This window comes from Thiothrix unzii (assembly GCF_017901175.1).
Classification (GTDB): domain Bacteria; phylum Pseudomonadota; class Gammaproteobacteria; order Thiotrichales; family Thiotrichaceae; genus Thiothrix; species Thiothrix unzii.
In genome coordinates, this window is the sequence record NZ_CP072793.1 from 3,516,961 (window position 1) to 3,536,287 (window position 19,327).

Genomic DNA, 19,327 nt, shown 5'->3' on the forward strand with positions numbered 1-19,327 from the left:
TCAGGACAATAAAATGTTGACCGAACAAGAATTAAAAGAGCTATACGGCAAGACCTATGTGGAAGCCTTTGGGGCGCAACAGTCCCAGCAGCGTTTGGCACGCCTAGTTCCACTCATGAAATTGCAACCCATTGATCATGTGGTGGATTTTGCGTGTGGAAATGGGATGTTGCTACCGATGGTGGCGGGGCGGGTGCAATCCTATACTGGGGTGGATTTTTCCCAAGATTTCATCGCCGCGGCACAAGCACGTCAAGCCGCTAGCGGTGTGGCAGGGGCGTATTTTGTGTGTGCCGACATTATCGACTTTTGTGCTGAAAATCCTGCAAAGTTTGACGTGGCATTTGCGATGGATTTTTCTGAACACGTGTATGACGAAGCCTGGGTAATGCTATTAAAGGCAATAAAAACCAGTCTGAAACCGGGCGGTCGGTTGTATTTGCATACTCCCAATGCCACGTTTTTTTTGGAGCAAATGAAAGCACGGAATTTTATCGTCAAGCAGTTCCCTGAGCATATTGCGGTGCGAACGCCGGAACACAATGTCCGCTTGGTCGAGAAAAGCGGTTTCCACGCCCGTGCGGTACACCTGTTGCCCCACTACAATATCTTGCGTTTTTTACACGGGTTGTCAGGGCTGCCTTGGGTGGGGAAGTATTTCCAAGCCCGCATTTTTATGGAGGCAGTGTTACCTTGCTGAATGCCATGAAAGGCTCGTCACGATTTACCCCGTAAGTTGTGGGGCAATGATCGGGCAGCAGCTCAGCGTGGGCGCGGCATTGGGAGGCAAAGCCCGCAGCCTCAAATATCGCGAAAATATCCTGTCCAAACAACCGTACATGGTCGTCTTGCCCGTAAGCGGCAAGACGTTGTGTGGCGGATTGGATGCCAGCATCTTCCCATGTGTGTTGCAAGTTGGTGAACGGTTACATTTATAATTGGCGTTGTTCAATTACCTTTTTCCACCACAATAAAGTGGAAAATATACGCCACAGTAAAATAGGAGCATCTCTTACGAGTATATCATAACGAGAGTATAGGCTTTTGATGTCAATAAATGGACAATCAATGTCTTTTGTTTTTTCGAGGAAAATTGTTTTATTTTGTGTTAACCATGTTTTATATGGAAAGGGAAATCCCATTTTAATTTTACGCCAAGCTATACTTGACGGCAGCAATGGTTCTACGGCTAAACGTAATATATGCTTCTGCCAACCTTGATGAATCAAGTATTCAGGCGGAAGTTGCATACAGTATTCAATGATATGGTAATCAAGAAATGGTGAGCGGGTTTCAATAGGTATTCCATAATCAGATTTGGAGCTGGAACGTAACCAATAGTTCATCATGCGGTATGTCATGTTTGCCATAACACGTTGATTAAAAGTATTTCCAGCCATAGGGAAACGGGTTGCTGATGTGGTATTTCTTAAAATATGTCTGGCAGGTGAAAGCAGTGTAGTTACTTGATTAATGGTATTATCGTTAAATTGACTCATGACTAATTTTTTTAATCCATATGTCATGGTTGACTCATTGTTATGCATTAATGCTTGATAAAAATTTTGATACTCCTGGTTTTTCAATAAATATTTTAAATATACGCCTTGGTATTCACTGGCATAGCCTGCTAGTAATTCATCGCTGGCAGCTCCTGTGATAACCACATGAATACCCTGTTTTTTTAAATGCCTTCTTAATGTTTGATTGGTGTGCAGGTTAGGGGAGTGAAAGGGTTCTTCTTGCAAATCAACAAAATAATTAGCTTCCTCCCAAAAATCCGTGTTTTGTGGTTCAATTACGTGGTAGTTTAGTTGCTTTGGATAATGTTGAGCGACCTGTCTGGCATAGCCTTCTTCATTTGCGGATGGGTCATTAAATTTGATTGTATAAGCATCAATGGTTTGTCCCATCATGCCACAAGCAATACCAACTAGAGCTGAGGAGTCTAAACCACCACTCAGTTCAAAGCCAACTTTTACATCGGCTCTCATCCGCAGAGTTAATGCGTTTTGTAGTAGATGCCTTAATTCTTCACTTGCTTCTTGTCTTCCTATCTCATTGGATGTTTGACGCTGTTCAGGTAATTGCCAATAGCGAATAGGCTGGAAAGGTTGGTCATGTTGAATCCATGAATAATGAGCTGGAGGGAAATCATAAATACCTTGCCAGAAAGTTCCATTGGTATCACGCTGCCCATGTATGACAAAATCCTGAATGGCTTCTTGACGTATGGCATCTCGACTAATGATATTTATCCCTAATAATGATTTTATTTCTGATGACCAATAATAATGATTATTTTTTTTTACGTAATATAGATGAGCCTTGCCAATTCTGTCACGCGCTAGTAATATGGAATTTTTTTTCTTGTCATAAAGTGCGATAGCAAAAAAACCATTTATACGTTCAAAAACGTGCTCTTTCCATATTAAATAGCCAGCAAGCAAGACTTCAGTATCAGTTTTTGTTAGAAAAACATACCCTTTGTTGCTTAGCTCTTGGCGTAACTCAATATAATTATAAATTTCTCCATTAAAAGTAAGGCAAACGGATTGGCATTGACTCCACATGGGTTGATGTCCATCAGTCGATAGATCAATAATTGAGTAACGCACATGACTCATACCAATATTGTGTGGAGGACAATCTGATGGTGGACACTCTTGTAGGATATTTTTTATAGTGGATGGACTACGAGATGAAGCATAACTGAAATGTTCTTGTCGTGTACGGTCGATTAGCACAAAGCCTTCATCATCTGGACCTCGATGTGCAATAAGATGAGATAGCGTTTTAAGGTCAAAAACCGTATTTTTCATGGTTGAAAGGCTGTAACCTGCTATGCCACACATATTTTTTTTCCTTTATGGTGAATAATAAAGTCTCGTGCTATATGTAGCCAGTAAGAATTATAGCGATAACTAAGCATTATGTAGGTTGTTCCGAAAATTAATATTCCAACTATTAAATGGATGATTTCTGCTTTAATGTCAAAGGTCAGTGTGTGGCTAATAAATCCACTAATTATAGCTAAGACTAGGGGGGTAAATAATGCTTTGGTGAAATTCATGAAGCTTAGACCACATAACGGTTTTACTAGAAAATACCAGCTTGGGATGTAGCTTAATGAAAATAGTAAAGTAATGGCTAAGGCTAGTTGAAATACATTAAAGCTTGCGCCAATAGCTACCATGATGATAGTGAAAAATGCCAAGCCAATATTCCACTTTACCGCTAGTAGTGTTTCGCCTTTTGCAATTAATAAATTGCCGATCGGATTGCCTATGGCATTTAACATTCCCCATAAACTTAGTATTTTTAGGAGTGGCAACATGGCAAGCCAATTTTCTCCAAATAAGAGCGTTATAATGTCATGTCCATGAAGGAAAACTATCCCATAAATTGGAATGCTAATAGAACTGGTCAATTGTAAAGTTCGATAGTATAAAGATTGTAACGCTAATGGGTTGTTCTGAAGTATTGCCATTACAGGTAATGTGGTTTGCGTTACAATTGGGTTTATAATGCTAGAAATGCGCAAATTAATATCTTTGGCAAGGCTATATAGCCCAATTCCTACATGGTTTAGTAATATTCCTCCTAGTAACACATCCAATCTTGAGTTTAACGTATCTATTAGATTGCTTATTAAAATGTTCTTGCCAAAATAAATTGGTTCTTGAATGGATTTGAAATTTATTTGTCCTCGAAGTTTCCATTCGGGCTTTATGAAAATCCAAGAAGAAACAGAGGTGCATATTCCTGTTGTTAACAATCCAACTATAGGTGAATAAATGCCTAGGTTTAAAGATAATCCAATGTAGGTTGATAGTAAACCGCTAGTGTTGCTAAAAATTTCTATTTTTGCCAGTATGGAGAAGTTTAAGTTTTTTTGGGCTAATATTTTAAGTTGTTGTGATGATGCGTTGATAATCAGAATGACAGCCAAGATGGTTATTAAACTCGATAGTTCAGGTGATTGGTACAGTAATGCAGCAAGTGGTGATAGGAGTATCAAGCAGGCGGCTAGTAATGCAGCAATCAGTAAATTAAACCAGTATAATTGGCGAAGTTGTTCATTGCGGAGTTGTTGATAGTGAAAAATAGCTTGACTTACTCCTCCATCTGAAAAGCTTTGAATAAAAGAAAATAGTGCAAAAGCTATGGCTAGTACTCCCATATCTCTCGGCAATAAATAATGGGTTATCAATAATAACTGAAAAATCTGATTACTTGCACGACTTGTGAATGCAAGGGTATTCCATTTGATTCCGGTAAAAATGCGTTGTTTCAACATTTTGTTAGCTATTTTTTGTTGCAGTAAGATAATACCCGGAACTCTCATAACTCCATTTTCTATCCAATTTATCCAGTAAAGGAGCAAGGTGTTGCCCAAAAAACCAAAATGGAAGAAAAGTGTAATGTATAAGTTGACTTGAATACTTTCCCTTAGGGATAAAACGTTTAATAAAGTAGTTTATTTTTAATATAATCGTTGTAAAAATTCCTGACTGGGCAGTAATTTTTATTTCTGAAAATCCAGATTTTTGCAATAGGTAATATAGGCCAGATGGCGTGTAACGAAAGTAATCATGAGGCATCTCATGCAGTGACCATTGCCAAGGTACTTGAATGATTAAGTTGCCTTCATTTTTTAATAAACGGAACATTTCATCGATTAATTGTTGAGGCTCTTTAATGTGTTCAAGTACTGAAAGAGATACTATTGTATCAACACAATGGTCGGTTAGTGGTAAAGTCTTATTTAAATCAGCTACTATATCTATGTTTTCAATGGGTGCTTGTTGCCAATCCATGCCTATGTATGTTGCTGCATACTTCATAAAAAAAGATTTATAGGGCGTTTTTTTGCCACACCCCAAGTCTAATAGTACCCCTTTTATAATTGAGGTGTTTTTTAATAATAGAGCATCACTAATGTTATAGATTAGCCAATTATGTGCTTGACGATTAGGATGTTGTTGCGATGGCATCATGATAAAAATTTACAATAGTTGAGGTTATTTTATTTAGTTGATTTTTCTGTAAGCCATAAAACAAGGGTAAGCGAATGATGCACTGACTTGCTTTTGTTGTGTATTGGTCTTCGCCATTAAATCGACCATATTTTATACCAGCCATTGTGCTATGTAGAGGAATGTAATGAAAAATAGCTAAAATGGATTGTTCCTTGAACTTTTCCAATAATTTTGTGCGTGTTTCTCTATGTTCTGTCTGAATATAAAACATATGGGCATTATGCTTACATTCTTTGGGAACTGAAGGAAGGCGAAGATAACCATCTTCTTCTAGCTCAGATAAAGCACTATGGTAACTATTCCATGTTTTCATGCGGTTTGATAAGATGTTTTCACATTCTTCCAATTGCCCCCATAGGTAAGCAGCTTGTAATTCGCTAGGTAAGAGGCTGCTTCCAATATCTACCCAAGTATATTTGTCTACTATTCCTTGAAAAAATTGTTTACGGTTCGTGCCTTTTTCACGAATAATTTCTGCACGACTAACAAATTCAGGATCGTTGATTATAAGTAATCCACCTTCGCCACCACTAGTGTAGTTTTTGGTTTCATGGAAGCTGTAAGTTGCCATGTTCCCAAATGTTCCTAATGGTTTTCCATCATAAGTAGACATCATGCCTTGGGCAGCATCTTCAATGACGAACAATTTATACTTTATGGCAATAGACATAATAGTATTCATTTCACAGCTTATGCCAGCATAATGGACTACGACGATAGCTTTTGTTCGTGATGTGATCGCTTGCTCAATGAGGTTCTCATTAATGTTTAATGTATCAGGTCGAATATCAACAAATACAATAGTCGCTCCCCGTAAAGCAAAGGCATTGGCAGTACTGACAAATGTGTAACTAGGCATGATAATTTCATCGCCGGGTTTGACATCAAGCAATAATGCTGCCATTTCTAACGCATGAGTGCAAGAAGGTGTGAGCAATGCTTTGGCACAACTTAGCTTTTCTTCAAACCATGCATGGCACTTTAAAGTAAACTGCCCATCTCCTGATATTTTTTCACTTTGTATCGCTTGCAAAACATATTTTGCTTCATTACCAGTTAATGGTGGTCTATTGAATGGAATCATGTTGATTTATCTCAAATAAAAATTCTTTTTCTAGTTTTAGTAGATCTTTTTTTCTTGCTTTTAGAGGTTTTGCTGGAGTGCCTGTGTATATTTTCCAAGGTTGTGTATTATTTAATACGAGTGCCATTGCCCCAATAGATGTTCCTTCCTCTAAGGTGACACCTGGCATAATAGTTGCGCCAGTTCCAATAATGCTATGGCGTTTAATATATGTAATGGCTTTAAATTCTTTTTTATATTTTTTTGGAATGGTAGAGTTGGTCATGGTGACTCCACTATAATCATCCGATTGTGTAAAGACTTTTACGCCGTAAGCAAGTGTGCAAAAGTCCTCTATTGTAATTCCTTTTTCTCCTCCAGCCAATAGGCAGTAGGGTGTAATATGTACAAAATTGCCGATTTTAATTTTTCCTGAAAGCAAGCAAAAATCATCAATTCGGCTATTGTCGCCAAGTATTATTTGTTCATGGTTGTAGATGCTGGCTAATGTACTGACTTTGATATTTTTACCTAGTGACTTAAATCCGAGATTCTCTAGTTCTGGTTGGGTATAGTAGGGCATAAGTTTACCTATCAAATAATTGACTTAGTTGTAAGGATAGATTTTTGCTGCTAAAAATATTTACTGCCAGTTGTTGATTATGTTCGGCTTGAGCTTGTGTGATTTTTTCAAAGTTGAAAGCTTCAAATGTTTTTATATAAAATCCCATTTGATTGAGAAATGCCCATGATGATGTATTTTCTCTCAAAAATACTGTTTTTCCTGCGCCGATAAGATTTATTATGTTGCCCATGGCTTGTTGCCTCGCATGAGCAAAAATTGCGACATCAATGCTCCCTAATAGTTTTAGGTAGCTATTGAAGTCCATGAAACTTAATAGGGCATTAAAGTTATCGCCGAAATGCTTTCTTCCTTGCTCTGCAATATGAAGGGCATAGTGCTGGTTTCCATAGGATAATGGGCAATGTAAAATTAAATTATTTTGCCTCAGAGTCTTTATTTTCTCAAAAATCTCAAGGTGGTTATTAGATGTGGTGGCGGAGTTTCCAATAAGAATATGTGTATTGAGATCTTCTTTTTTTGGTAGCTCATATGCGTTACAAATGTTGCTAGGATAGAGCAAGCATTCGTGGTAAATGCCTTTAGCTTGATAGTGTTGACGAGCCAATGCAATATCGCCGGGTAAATAAGAAACGAGATGGCCTATTTTAGGTATGGTACAGCGGCGTAGAAAATCATCTACTTTATTGCGCCAAGTATGATCTTTTGTCTGAAATGCATATAGATCAGCTCCCCATATAAACCAATAACTTCTCTTCAGCAACCAAGGCATAAGCGAAATCAACAGAATCAGCCTTTTATTGTGTAAGCCATGCAAAATAATTTTATTGGCTATAAGTCCTTTGCTGGCAATAGAAAAAAGTAAGCGCAATGTTTGCTGCATTCCATGAATGGTGGTCAGGTTTTTTCGAGCGCGTAGTGTGGAGTGTGGATTCTTTCCAGAAATAATGAAGTGATGAACTTGTGGTTTGTGATGATCCTCAACAAACCGAATAAATGGCTCGATGAATTTATCATCCTCCATGATATGTAAGATAGTGGAATTAGACATCATGTTCCCCTAACAACGTTCGGGCATTGTGCCCAGTCGGAGGCGTAAGGTTTCGATCGTGTGGGTCAATTTCAACAAGGATGCCAGGCCCAGTAGCTTTATGCGTTGGAATATACTCAGTTGTGGTCGTGTCAGTAGCCAGTGTGTGGCTTCCCATACGCTCCGACGGGGCGATAAGCGACTGATAGATTCAACTGACTCCATTAGACGAAGCTGTTTAATTTGGTAACGACCTCCCGCAACCCGGCGGGTCTGTTTAATTGCTCCCTGTAACGTCGTGCGCGGATGGGTATGCACCAATACGGTTGGGCAATAAATTAGCTGAAAACCATACTGTTGTGCCCGCCATGACCATTCTCTGTCCCCACCAGATAGCAGCCGTTCATCAAAAAAGCCAATTTCTTCAATTGATTCCCGTCTTACCAATATATTGGCAGTGGCTGCAAAATAGCTAGTTGAAATATTTTCCCTTTGACCAAAGCCTGTTAGCAATTGGTATTGTTCGGTAGTGCTTGGGTTTGATGAGGGGGAAAAATAGATCTCTCCACCGATAATGGCTTTTGAGGGGGCATTATTTAAAGCATCAACACCCTGTGTTAGCCATTCAGCTATAGGTTTGCAATCGGCATCCAGCAAAGCGAGGATTTCTCCACGCGCTACAGTAATGCCTGCATTGCGAGCGGCATATGAACCCTTGGTGTTACAAACAATTAGCACAGTTTTTAAATCAGGGTGATGCTTTGTGTGTAAGGCTGGCATTGAACCATTATCAACGATAATGATTTCAAAATCAGTGCATGGAAAGGTCTGATTTTTTAACCCGTCTAAACAATAATCCAAACCTGTTTGGTCGTTATAGGCTGGAATAATAACGGAAACAATAGGAGCTGTTGTCATGGGTTTACCTGCCAGTAGATGAGGTTAAAAGTAAAGTATAAGATTGTATTGAATTTGCCCAGTCGAATTGATGTACTGTTTGGTATAATGCATTTCTACTGTATTGTTTGCCTCGTTCTGGTTCATTTAACAATGCCTTTATGCTACCAGCCAGAAGGTTACTGTTATTAGCTTCCACCAGCAATCCCGTTTCCGCGTGGCGTATCACATCCCGCACCGCAGGCAAATCACTGGCAATCACCGGGCAACCGCAGCCCATCGCTTCCACCATCACCAAACCCAGCCCTTCCATATCGCCATCCGCTGCTTGGATGAACGGGAACACCGCCAGCGTTGAGGTTTGGTATAGCCGCACGAGGCTAGAGTGTTCCAATCTGCCTAAAAAGGTCACGTGTTGGCTGATGCCGAGCGTTTCGCTTAACTGCATAAGGTCGACAAGTGCCGTGCCGCTGCCTGCTACCACCAATTGTAAATCGGGGTGAGTCGGTAATAATTGCTGCAAAGCGTGTAGCAAATACGGCAAGCCCTTTTTTTCCACTAATCGCCCGACAAACAGCAATTGATTAGCTGCGCGACTCACTTGTGGGTTGGGGATAAAGGTTTGCTGTAAATCTGTCCCCATTGGAATGACGCTGACTGGTGGTGGATTTGCACCAGCTAATGCCTGAATGGGGGCGAGCATGGCATGGCTGACCACTGTGACGGCTTGGCAACGTTGCACCACCCAGCGTTTCAAACGGGTACTGATGGCATCCTGCAACCCAAATAAATCGCCACCGTGTGAGGTGCAAATCAATGTTGGTTTGGTGGTTTTCCCCCATAACGCTAAAGCCGCGACCAAACCTTGTGGAATCAGCCAATGCGCATGTAGGGTGTCAACAGGATAAGTTTTTAGTAGCTTACGCAATGCCCACCATTGTCCGATAAAAAACAGCGGTAACAACAAGGTGTTCCAGCGGTTTTGTTTCAGGTTGGCTGAAATCCCACCATTGTAAGCCAAGGTTTCCCACGCAGTGGGCGCGTAACGGTAGCGGTAAACCTGCATTCCGTCCCACATTTCATCCACTTTTGCACCCGCAGCATGAGGAGCAAGTACCACCACGTTAAACGTTTCCGTCAAACGGCGGCTGAGGTCATAGACGAAACGCGGCTCGCTATCGCCTTTCCAGCGCGGAAAGGTGGAGGTGGTGACGAGTAACGTAGGCTTGCTTGCCATTTCAGGCTACCGGTTGAGCGGTGTGGGGTGCGCGTTCATCGCAAGCGTCTTCTGCGATTTTTCCACCCAACGGCAATGGCGTGGCGGTATTGCCTTGGTTGTAAATTAAGCTGGTGATTTGTTCCGACACTAATCCAATCAGGAAAATCAGCACCGAGGTGGATAGGAGCAATGCACTCATATTGGTGAACCGCCCCACGCTAATCAGGGTGTTGAGGTAATACGCCATGCCCAGCGCGAAAAAGCTCAGGCTAATCGGTAAAAACAGTTTCAGCGGTGAATGTAATGTGCCGATTTTGAAAATAATCAACAGGAAACGGAAACCGTCTTTGGTAATGTTCAAATGGCTCTTGCCAATGCGTTTTGGCGCGGTGATAGGTTCATACACCACGCTGTAGCCGGAGCGGAAAAACGCCATCGTGCAAGTGGTGGGGTAGGAAAAACCATTCGGTAGTAAATGCAGGAATTCGCGGAATTTTTCCGCCCGTGCTGCGCGGAAGCCAGAGGTCAAATCCTTCACCGTATGCCCTGTCATGTAAGACGCGAGGCGATTATACAGTGCGTTGCCAAAACCGCGTGCTTTGGAGGCTTGCGAGTCGCCATCACGCGCTCCGACCGCCATGTCGTAACCGTTGTGGATGTGAGTCAGCAAGCGCGGAATGTCTTCCGGTTGATGTTGCCCATCCGCATCCATAAACACCAGAATTTCACCGGAAGCGTGACGCGCTCCGCTTTTGATCGCTGCACCATTACCCATGCTATAGGGGTGAGTGACGACGAAAACACCATTGGAAAGGCAGACTTCCGCAGTGTTGTCGGTCGAGCCATCATTGACCACGATGATTTCTGCATCAGGGTATTGCTTACGCAAGCGCGGGAGAAAGCTTTTTAAGCCGTCTGCCTCATTCTTGGCGGGCAGGATAATCGACAAGTTTGGCTTGTTCATGCTTCGTCACCTTTATTTCTTGTTGTAATCGTTGTTCGAGCACGGCCTTCATATTATCAATGTCAGGCTGGCGGACTTTTAATATGAGGCATGAACGCCAATGGTTGCATAAGTCATGTTCTGCTTGTGCCAGTTTATTAATGGCTTGCTCTACTAACCCAGCGGAAGCCAAGTACGTGGCCTGTAATAGCATCAAATCAACGTCCGGGCGTAGCGCGTATGCAGCCTCCATGTGTTGCATGGTTTCTTCAAGATTACCTTGAGTTAGCTGAATCTGTGCTTGCCAGTAGGCTAATAGGTAGGGCATATGACCTTTCTGTAACCCGGCAATTTGTTGCAGATCATGGCTGAATTTCAGCATATTGTTAGCGGTCAGTTGTTGTTGACACTGATGTTCTGTCCATTGAGCGGCAAGGTTGGCATACAGTTCAGATGCTACATCGACATATCCGGCCGTTTGGAGTTCCGTTAATGCTGTTTCAAGATGTTGCGGCGTGATAGAGGCCGTTTGGCACTCATCAATGAGTTTTTTGATGATCAAGTAAGATGAGGTGTTGCTATCTAAGCTAGATTGTTTGAGTTGAGTTTGTAAGTTTTGCCGTACTTCAGGGGCGAGGTGCTCACCGACTAAGCTTTCCACCATTTCTAAAGTGCGTTGGGAGCGTGGATGTTGTTCCAGCCAACTCAATGCCATCTCTGTTGGGTTAGTCCAACGTTGGGCATTGTGGAATGTTATGCCCGCCAACAGCAGCAAGTAAACGACAAAGGTGGCTTTGAATACCATTTGCAATTTCGGCAAGTGTTGAATGCCTAACAATAGGTAGTAAGCGATGGCAAAGGCAAAACCGTACAGCGGCAGGTAGTTGCGGTGTTCAAAGTAAAGCTCTAATGCGATGGTGGTGGACTCTAATAAATGCCCACCCAAGAACCAAGCAATCGCAAAAGCGGTAACAGGTTGTGATTTGCGGATAAGAAACGGAATTAATATCAGCAGGATAATACCCAATACGGCAGGCAGGGTGGTATGCGGTGTAAGCCAGCTCGTGGATGTCACGAAATCATCATGGAATAAGGTATTGCCATTTAAACGTGGTAGCAGGATGTTGGCGATGTAATCCCATAACACCCGCGTTTCTGACAGTAAGCGTTCTTCCAAAGTAAACGGGCGTTCCGCATAATTTTTTGTTTGTGTGACAACAAAGAGCAAGAAAAAAGCCAATGCTGCGAAGGGCAGCCATACCATCAGCAATAAAGGTTTTATCAGGCCGGGTGCTGCGGACGCATTCAGGGGGCGTAACAAAAAGTATTCCACCACCAAGATGTAAACCACCAGCAAAATACCATTTTCTTTACTGAGCATTGCCAGTAGTAAACTGCATCCAACTCCCAGAACTAAGCTTGCCCAAGCTTTCACAGGGGATGTGGCAAGCTGTTTACGACCGTGTAAATAAAATAACAGGCCAGTCAAAGTGAATAACGCACTGAGTTCCGTCATGCGTTGAACAACGTACAGCACGGTATTCACCTGCATGGGATGTAATAGCCATAGTGCCGTTGCACCGAATGCCAATCCTGCTTTAGCTTTGTCTGTCAGTGAAGTTAATGCTGCCAATTTCATGGAAAGCCAAAATAATAAGACTCCATTCAGTAGATGAAGCATCAGATTGGTGTACTTGAAGTCTGCGGCAACCGCGCCGCTCCAGCTTGAGTCATTGATGTAGAAACTGGCAAGGCTGATGGGTCTTCCGGTGGGGCCTGTATTGCTGTTTAAAATATACAGGGCGAGGTCGTGCCAAATACCTAATCGCTCATGTTGTCCCATGCTGCTTAGGTTAGGGGTGTCATCAAGGATAAAGGGGCTGTGTAAACCGCTACTGTAAAGAAATAGGGTTATTGCCAGTAAGGCAAACAGTGCGATTGCTAGCAGTTTGCTGGTTGTGAGATTCGAGTGGGTATACGTCATTTTAGTGTTTTTATAATGAGTTTAAGTGCTGAGTTTGGGTGTCGATAGGTGAATCCGTGATGAACGTGGTTAGATTGGTTAACGAAGAAAGCCCCCAGAGGAGGCTTTCTTGCAGCTTTACTAAGGCTGTATTATGTCCGGCAGCTTGATGGACGGTATTTTTGCGCTACAGTGCCGTTTAATTTACAGCTCCAAGTGATAGAGCCACTGCTATTGGTTGGCGTGAGCAGCAGAGTTGCGCCGGGTGTTACGTTAGTGCGGTAAGTAATGGTGATAACACCTGCGGCACCTACGGCAACAGAACGTACGGAGTTACCACCGATGTTGGTTGCGGTAGCCAAGCCTGCTTCTACGTTGCTTGTTGGGAATGCACCACGGTCTGCAAAGAATTCAGTAACACCAGATTTTGCGCTGGCAGCCAAGTTCAAACCTTCAGTAACGTGTGAACGCTTGGTGTAATCTTGGTAAGCTGGCATGGCAATCGCTGCCAGAATGCCGATGATGGCGACAACGATCATCAATTCGATCAGGGTGAAGCCTTGTTGGGCTTTTGCTTTCATGCTCATTGAGAAACTCCTTGTTATTAGGATTGAATTTGGATTTTGGGTCAGTCAATTTTTCTGACGGAAATACTTTTGCAGGAAGCGTGCCAAGGTAATTTCGCCTGTGAATGGCTGGATTCTGCCGATAAATGGTAGTTGTGGACGGTGCTTGTGTCACAGGTGTGTCACTTTGTGACAGGCTGGCAGTCTGTGTCAGGCGTTAAAAGCTGTCACTGCCCAGTCCGCTTGTTATACTGCAAGACATGTATCTGCCGTGAGAGTAAAAATGTCGTCATCCGCTGTTGAGTTCGTCAAGCCGCCAAAATCGTTGCTGAGTAAAGTGGGCAAAGCTATTAGCGAGTACCGTTTGATCCGTGAAGGCGACCGGATTTTGCTGGGGCTGTCCGGTGGTAAGGATTCACTGGCGTTACTGCACCTTTTGCATCATTTTCAGCGGCACGCACCGATCAAGTTTGAATTTGCTGCCGTCACCATTGACCCGCAAGCCGACACGTTTGACCCGTCACCGCTGATTCCGTACATGGAGAGTTTGGGCATTCCCTACCATTATGTGCGCGAACCGATCGTGAAGTTGGCGGAAACCCACATGGATAACGATTCCTACTGTGCGTTTTGCTCGCGTATGAAGCGGGGTTTGATGTACCGCACCGCTCGCGAACACGGTTATAACGTGCTGGCACTGGCACAACATTTGGATGATTTGGCGGAAAGTTTCCTGATGTCAGCGTTTCACGGCGGCAAACTCAAAACCATGAAAGCCCATTACCGTATTGATGCGGGGGATTTACGGGTCATTCGTCCGCTGGTGATGGTGCGCGAACGTCAGACGGCGGACTTTGCCAAAGCCGCCGCGTTGCCGGTGATCGTGGAAAATTGCCCGATGTGTTTCGATATGCCAACCCAACGCCAACACATGAAAGAACTGCTGGCAGGCGAGGAGCAACAAAACACTAATTTGTTCAAAAGTCTGTTGACTGCGATGCAACCGCTGCTGCGTGATGGCTTGGAAAACACTTGAATTGTTGACAATTCCCGTCTTTTTCCTCCATTCGGCTGGACACTTGGCATAGATTGTATAAAGATAGTCGTCGACAACAATCACGGCATCAGCCACAGCACCGCACTACGTTAGAAGCTTTACCCGACTAGAGATGAGGAGTCTACAATAATGTCAGAGATGAAAATCTTCCCAGTACCTGCCGAATTTGCGGCGCAAGCCAACGTCAATGCCGAGCAATACGCTGCTATGTATCAGCAATCGGTTGACGATCCGGCGGCTTTCTGGGGCGAACAAGCGGAAAAATACCTAAGCTGGTCAAAGAAGTGGGATACCGTACTCGACTGGAGCTTTGGGGCAGATGACCTGCACATTAACTGGTTCAAGGGCGGTCAACTGAACGTTTCTTATAACTGCCTTGACCGTCACCTTGACACCCGTGGCGACCAAGTAGCGATCATTTGGGAAGGCGACAGCCCGAACGAAGACCGTAAAATCACTTACCGTGAACTGCATACCGAAGTATCTAAATTTGCGAACGTGCTGAAAGGCCGTGGCGTGAAAAAAGGCGACCGCGTATCCATTTACCTGCCAATGATTCCAGAAGCAGCCGTAGCAATGCTGGCGTGTGCACGTATCGGCGCAATGCACTCCATCGTATTCGGCGGTTTCTCACCGGATGCACTGCGTGACCGTATCCAAGATGCGGAATGCGGCGTGGTCATTACTTCTGACCAATCCATGCGCGGCGGCAAGAAAGTGCCATTGAAAGGCAATGCCGACAAAGCGATGGATCAATGCCCAACCGTTCACACTTGCATCGTGGTACAACGCGGTGGTGATCCGGTTAAATGGAACGACGCACGTGACGTTTGGTATCACGAAGCTGTGGCTGCTGCGGATGCAAATTGCCCGCCGGAAGACATGGAAGCGGATGACCCACTCTTCATTCTCTACACTTCCGGTTCTACCGGTAAGCCTAAAGGCGCATTGCACACAACTGGCGGCTACCTGCTGCAAGCGGCAATGACCCACAAAACCGTGTTTGACTATAAAGACGGCGAAGTTTACTGGTGTACGGCTGACGTGGGCTGGGTAACAGGTCACTCTTACATCGTGTACGGCCCGCTGACCAACGGCGCAACCACGCTGATGTTTGAAGGCATCCCCACCTACCCGGATGCTGGGCGTTTCTGGGATGTGTGCGACAAGCACGACGTTTCCATTTTCTACACCGCGCCAACTGCTATCCGTATGCTGATGGGGCAAGGCGAGGAGCTGGTTAACCGTTCCAAACTCGAAAAACTACGTTTGTTAGGTACGGTCGGTGAGCCAATCAACCCAGAAGCATGGCACTGGTACAACCGTGTCGTCGGTCGTGGTCGTTGCCCGATCGTGGATACTTGGTGGCAGACTGAAACTGGCGCACACATGCTGACCCCATTACCGGGTGCTACTGCATTGAAACCAGGTTCTGCGACTACCCCATTCTTCGGTGTACAACCTTGCCTGTTGGATGACAAAGGTGTGGAAATCGAAGGCAATGGCGTAGAAGGTTTGCTGTGTATCAAAGCTCCGTGGCCTTCCATGATGCGCACCATTTACGGCGACCATAAGCGTTTCTATGAAACCTATTTCGCGATGTATCCGGGTTACTATTTCACTGGCGACGGCGCACGTCGTGACGAAGATGGTTACTACTGGATCACCGGGCGCGTGGATGACGTATTGAACGTTTCCGGGCATCGTCTGGGTACGGCGGAAATCGAATCTGCGTTGGTACTGCACCCGAAAGTCGCCGAAGCAGCCGTTGTTGGCTACCCGCACGAACTGACAGGTCAAGGCATCTACGCTTACGTCACCTTGATGGCGGGCGAAGAGGGTACGGATGCGCTGAAGAAAGAACTGGGCGATTTGGTACGTAAAGAAATCGGCCCAATTGCTAAGGTTAACCTGATTCAGTGGGCTCCGGGCTTACCGAAGACCCGTTCTGGTAAAATCATGCGCCGGATTCTGCGTAAGATTGCTGCGAATGAAATCGACGGTCTGGGCGATACCTCCACCTTGGCTGATCCAAGCGTAGTGGATAACCTGATCGACTGCCGCGAAAACAAGTCATAAGAACCCTCACCCCCCAACCCCCTCTCCCGCTCAGCGGTAGAGGGGGAGTAGACGGGGTTGCGGTCATCTATTTCTGTCTAACCCCTCTCACGTTTCGCGGGAGAGGGGTTGGGGTGAGGGACTTTAAGCCCGCGCTTGTACCAATACCCAAGGGGCGACGACTACCGCCCACAGATTATCGGGTAATTGTTCCGCCCAAGTTTTCGCCGTTTCATCGGGCAGTAATTGCACTTGTTGTGCTGCCATCCATGCTTTCAGGGGCTGCACCTGATCTTCTGCCAAGCACACCGCTACATCAATCAAATCCAACTCAGTATTTACCTGAATGACTTTGCCGCTTGCAAAATAACGTTCCAGTTCGCGCCAGTGGATGCGTGCCGTTTCTAAATTTAGGCGTTCCCGCAAGGGTAGGGATTCTTCATCCATGTGTTGTTCCTTTCGTCAATCGTGTGCGGCGCATTCTACCTTGGCGCAAGCTGGGCGCAAGTGCCTCTTAGGAACGTGCGAAGCTTAAGTTGGCTTGCAAACGCGGGCGTTCGTAAGCAGGGGTTAAAGGCGACTCCAGTAATTGATGGATGAGTTCGGCCGCCGCCGCTTTTTTGTGCGCGTATATGGCACAGATGGAGAGTTCATCTACAAACTGCCACTGATAAACGCCTTTTTCCACGAACAAAATATCTTCGCTCATCGGGGTGTGGCGTGCCTCCCAGCCCAGTTGACACCCAAGGCTGTAGTATTGGTGTTCTCTGCATAATTTTACTGCGTAATACAAAGCTTCCAAACGTTGTGGGCGGTAACAATGTGCATCCGTATAAGCGCGAATAATACTGAAAAGGTCTTCGCCTAGCGCGTGTTTGGCATGAGCGATTTCTAATAGGGCGCGGTAAACCTCTTCTTCCCAACCGCCCATGTTGACACGCTGCTGGTAATTTTCGATGGCTTTGGGGTAATTCCCCGCATCACGATAGCTTTGTGCCAAATAAAAGCGATAGCGGGCATTGTTGGGTTCTTCCACTAAGGCGGTTTCTAAAATGTCAGCATCGCGTTGGTATTTGTCGGGGTTTTGGCTACGCGCACCCTCAGTGGTGGAGGCAATCAGGCATTCGCCCACTAAATTTTCGCTGTCATGTGCGGTGTCGCAAGTTAAGTACTCGTGCAACACGCCTTCCCATCGCCAAGGCAAATCCGCGCGAATCAGTTTGGTATTGTAGTAATCGGTATTGCCGCGCTGCATTTTGAGCATGTAACTTCCCGCCGACAGCGGTGGCCACTGAAAATCCGGGGCTTGGATGAGGTAATCATCCGCATCCATAATCAGAATATAACCTGCCCTACCTAAAGCCGGGTTCAGAGCACAATTGCGATTGTGTGAAAAGTTTTTCCATTCATTTTCAATCAGTAAGCCGTTAATGTCATGCTGGGCAAAATAATCGGTAATGAGTTGTTGTGTGCCATCGGTCGAGCCAGTATCGCTGATTACCCAATAATCAATCAGGTCTTTGACGCTATCCAAACACCGGGTGATGATTTGGCTTTCGTTTTTGACGATCATATTTAAGCAAACACTGGGTTTGTTATTCATTGTGGTTTACTCCGCTACGGTTTGAAACGTTAAATACTGATAATGCCGGGTTGTTCTTGCCCTTTGAGAGCGACTAAATTGGCGTAAATGTGAGGGCGGTCGTTTTGTTCGTGCCAATCCGAGGCGTAGGCTTGCCAGATCCGTGATTCTTGAAAACGGCATTGCAGACCCTGAATGTATTTGGCGTGATTTTGATCGGTGAAATGCAGGAAGCTGTGGTTATTCCATACCATTTGCGCCGGGTCGCGGGTGATTTCTGAAGCGGGAACGCCGCAAAACAGCCAGCCACCGGGAGCTAGTACGCGGTAAATTTCGTTCATGATACCGACGATGCATAAGTCTTCGCCATCCGTGCCGTGATCACAGTCATGCCCTTGGCAGGCGCGTACCTGCTGAAATACATCATAAGCCCGAATACAACCCACCGAATTATCCGGTAAAGGAATGCCGTGTTTGAAATCATGCGATGAGGGCAGGGTGATGAAACCCGGAATCATGGCAGTTTGGTTTAAATCCACCATTGGGTAAGCGTTGCGTCTGCACCACTCCATTACCAGTTGGTAGATATATTTATTCGCCACTTCATGCTGCAAGGTTTGAATGTCGGCATTCATTTGCAAGTAAGAATTTTGATCATTGGCCTGTAGGCGATAAAGGTATAAGCATTGGGGAATGTGCGCGAATTCCACTCCTGCTAAATAGGTGCGGCACAGTAAGTCGTGGTCATCAACGACATGCAGCTTGGGGTCGTGCCCGCCTGTTTTTAGATAAGCTTCTCGCGACCACACCCGCACGTGATTGGGTGCGTAATAAATTTGGTGCAAGCTGCTGGGATTAGTGGCAAAGGCTCGCATCGCAGTGTATTCACGATCTGCTACTTGCACCGGATAATGTTGCCAGCCGTAAGCATTGCCAAAAACTTGGCATGTGTCATTAGGGTAAAAATTGCTGAAATCAGAGTAAATAAAACCTGCGCCGGTATTAATTGCAGTGGTGTGAATGACTGCTAGGGCATCGGGTGTCAGCAGGTCATCGTGATCAAGTTCCACGAGATAATCACCTGCACACTGACTGCACGTAAATTGTTTTAGTGCGCCAATGCCTTTTTTGTTCAGTCCTTTGGGTGCTGGAATGATCCGCACTTGTGGATGGGCACGAATAGCATTGGGAATAATGATTTTTTTACCGTTCGGGATGAGAACCCATTCCCAATCGTTAAAGGTTTGTTTTGTAAGGGATTCAAAAACGTCTAGGAGGTAATCCGCTTTGTGGGTAGGTGTAAAGATACTAAAGCGCATACACG

The 19,327-nt window shown here is 44.8% G+C and carries 18 protein-coding genes; 3 read left to right on the forward strand and 15 right to left on the reverse strand.

Features of this window, described 5'->3' with window-relative positions:
- Positions 1-13 precede the first annotated feature (13 nt).
- Positions 14-700 (forward strand): class I SAM-dependent methyltransferase, encoded by a 687-nt coding sequence (locus tag J9260_RS17525; RefSeq protein ID WP_210218990.1) that lies wholly within the window; start codon positions 14-16, stop codon positions 698-700.
- Here J9260_RS17525 and J9260_RS17530 read toward each other — a convergent pair.
- From J9260_RS17530 to J9260_RS17585, 12 genes are all read right to left on the reverse strand, one after another.
- Positions 675-914 carry a hypothetical protein gene (locus J9260_RS17530; RefSeq protein WP_210218991.1) on the reverse strand — a complete coding sequence of 80 codons (240 nt, stop codon included), beginning with the start codon at positions 912-914 and terminating at the stop codon, positions 675-677. The genes J9260_RS17525 and J9260_RS17530 overlap by 26 nt on opposite strands.
- Positions 915-932: 18 nt before the next feature.
- A complete protein-coding gene (asnB, locus tag J9260_RS17535) occupies positions 933-2,855 on the reverse strand; it encodes an asparagine synthase (glutamine-hydrolyzing) (protein WP_210218992.1) in 1,923 nt (640 codons plus the stop codon).
- A complete protein-coding gene (locus J9260_RS17540; protein ID WP_210218993.1) occupies positions 2,843-4,348 on the reverse strand; it encodes an MOP flippase family protein in 1,506 nt (501 codons plus the stop codon). Before J9260_RS17540 ends, asnB begins: the two co-directional genes overlap by 13 nt.
- Positions 4,305-5,000, reverse strand: a complete 696-nt coding sequence (locus J9260_RS17545; RefSeq protein WP_210218994.1) for a class I SAM-dependent methyltransferase — start codon at positions 4,998-5,000, stop codon at positions 4,305-4,307. Before J9260_RS17545 ends, J9260_RS17540 begins: the two co-directional genes overlap by 44 nt.
- Positions 4,975-6,126, reverse strand: a complete 1,152-nt coding sequence (gene rffA, locus J9260_RS17550; RefSeq protein WP_210218995.1) for a dTDP-4-amino-4,6-dideoxygalactose transaminase — start codon at positions 6,124-6,126, stop codon at positions 4,975-4,977. Before rffA ends, J9260_RS17545 begins: the two co-directional genes overlap by 26 nt.
- Complete coding sequence (locus J9260_RS17555; RefSeq protein ID WP_210218996.1) at positions 6,110-6,688, reverse strand: acyltransferase; 579 nt, start codon at positions 6,686-6,688, stop codon at positions 6,110-6,112. Before J9260_RS17555 ends, rffA begins: the two co-directional genes overlap by 17 nt.
- Before the next feature lie 4 nt (positions 6,689-6,692).
- On the reverse strand, positions 6,693-7,739 hold the full coding sequence (locus J9260_RS17560) for a TDP-N-acetylfucosamine:lipid II N-acetylfucosaminyltransferase family protein (protein ID WP_210218997.1): 1,047 nt from the start codon (positions 7,737-7,739) through the stop codon (positions 6,693-6,695).
- 9 nt (positions 7,740-7,748) lie between these two features.
- Positions 7,749-8,636 (reverse strand): glycosyltransferase family 2 protein, encoded by an 888-nt coding sequence (locus tag J9260_RS17565; RefSeq protein ID WP_210218998.1) that lies wholly within the window; start codon positions 8,634-8,636, stop codon positions 7,749-7,751.
- A 4-nt stretch (positions 8,637-8,640) separates the two neighbouring features.
- Entirely contained in the window at positions 8,641-9,852 is a 1,212-nt protein-coding gene (locus J9260_RS17570; protein WP_210218999.1) for a glycosyltransferase family 4 protein, read from the reverse strand.
- Position 9,853: 1 nt separating this feature from the next.
- Entirely contained in the window at positions 9,854-10,798 is a 945-nt protein-coding gene (locus tag J9260_RS17575; protein WP_210219000.1) for a glycosyltransferase family 2 protein, read from the reverse strand.
- Positions 10,755-12,761 (reverse strand): hypothetical protein, encoded by a 2,007-nt coding sequence (locus J9260_RS17580; protein ID WP_210219001.1) that lies wholly within the window; start codon positions 12,759-12,761, stop codon positions 10,755-10,757. Before J9260_RS17580 ends, J9260_RS17575 begins: the two co-directional genes overlap by 44 nt.
- Positions 12,762-12,892: 131 nt before the next feature.
- Positions 12,893-13,321: a pilin gene (locus J9260_RS17585; RefSeq protein ID WP_210220832.1), complete on the reverse strand. Its 429-nt coding sequence runs from the start codon at positions 13,319-13,321 to the stop codon at positions 12,893-12,895.
- Positions 13,322-13,589: 268 nt separating this feature from the next.
- Between J9260_RS17585 and J9260_RS17590 the strand changes: the two genes are divergently transcribed.
- A complete protein-coding gene (locus J9260_RS17590; RefSeq protein ID WP_210219002.1) occupies positions 13,590-14,342 on the forward strand; it encodes a tRNA 2-thiocytidine biosynthesis TtcA family protein in 753 nt (250 codons plus the stop codon).
- A gap of 150 nt (positions 14,343-14,492) precedes the next feature.
- A complete protein-coding gene (gene acs / locus J9260_RS17595; protein ID WP_210219003.1) occupies positions 14,493-16,442 on the forward strand; it encodes an acetate--CoA ligase in 1,950 nt (649 codons plus the stop codon).
- 123 nt (positions 16,443-16,565) lie between these two features.
- Here acs and J9260_RS17600 read toward each other — a convergent pair whose 3' ends face one another.
- The 3 genes from J9260_RS17600 to J9260_RS17610 all read right to left on the reverse strand — a co-directional run bounded on the left by J9260_RS17600 (position 16,566) and on the right by J9260_RS17610 (position 19,322).
- Positions 16,566-16,868, reverse strand: a complete 303-nt coding sequence (locus J9260_RS17600; RefSeq protein WP_210219004.1) for a DUF2288 domain-containing protein — start codon at positions 16,866-16,868, stop codon at positions 16,566-16,568.
- Positions 16,869-16,935: 67 nt separating this feature from the next.
- A complete protein-coding gene (locus tag J9260_RS17605) occupies positions 16,936-18,024 on the reverse strand; it encodes a glycosyltransferase (RefSeq protein ID WP_210219005.1) in 1,089 nt (362 codons plus the stop codon).
- A gap of 29 nt (positions 18,025-18,053) precedes the next feature.
- The gene (locus J9260_RS17610; RefSeq protein ID WP_210219006.1) at positions 18,054-19,322 is read right to left on the reverse strand and encodes a glycosyltransferase; all 1,269 of its coding nucleotides are present in this window, start codon (positions 19,320-19,322) and stop codon (positions 18,054-18,056) included.
- Between the last annotated feature and the right edge of the window lie 5 nt (positions 19,323-19,327).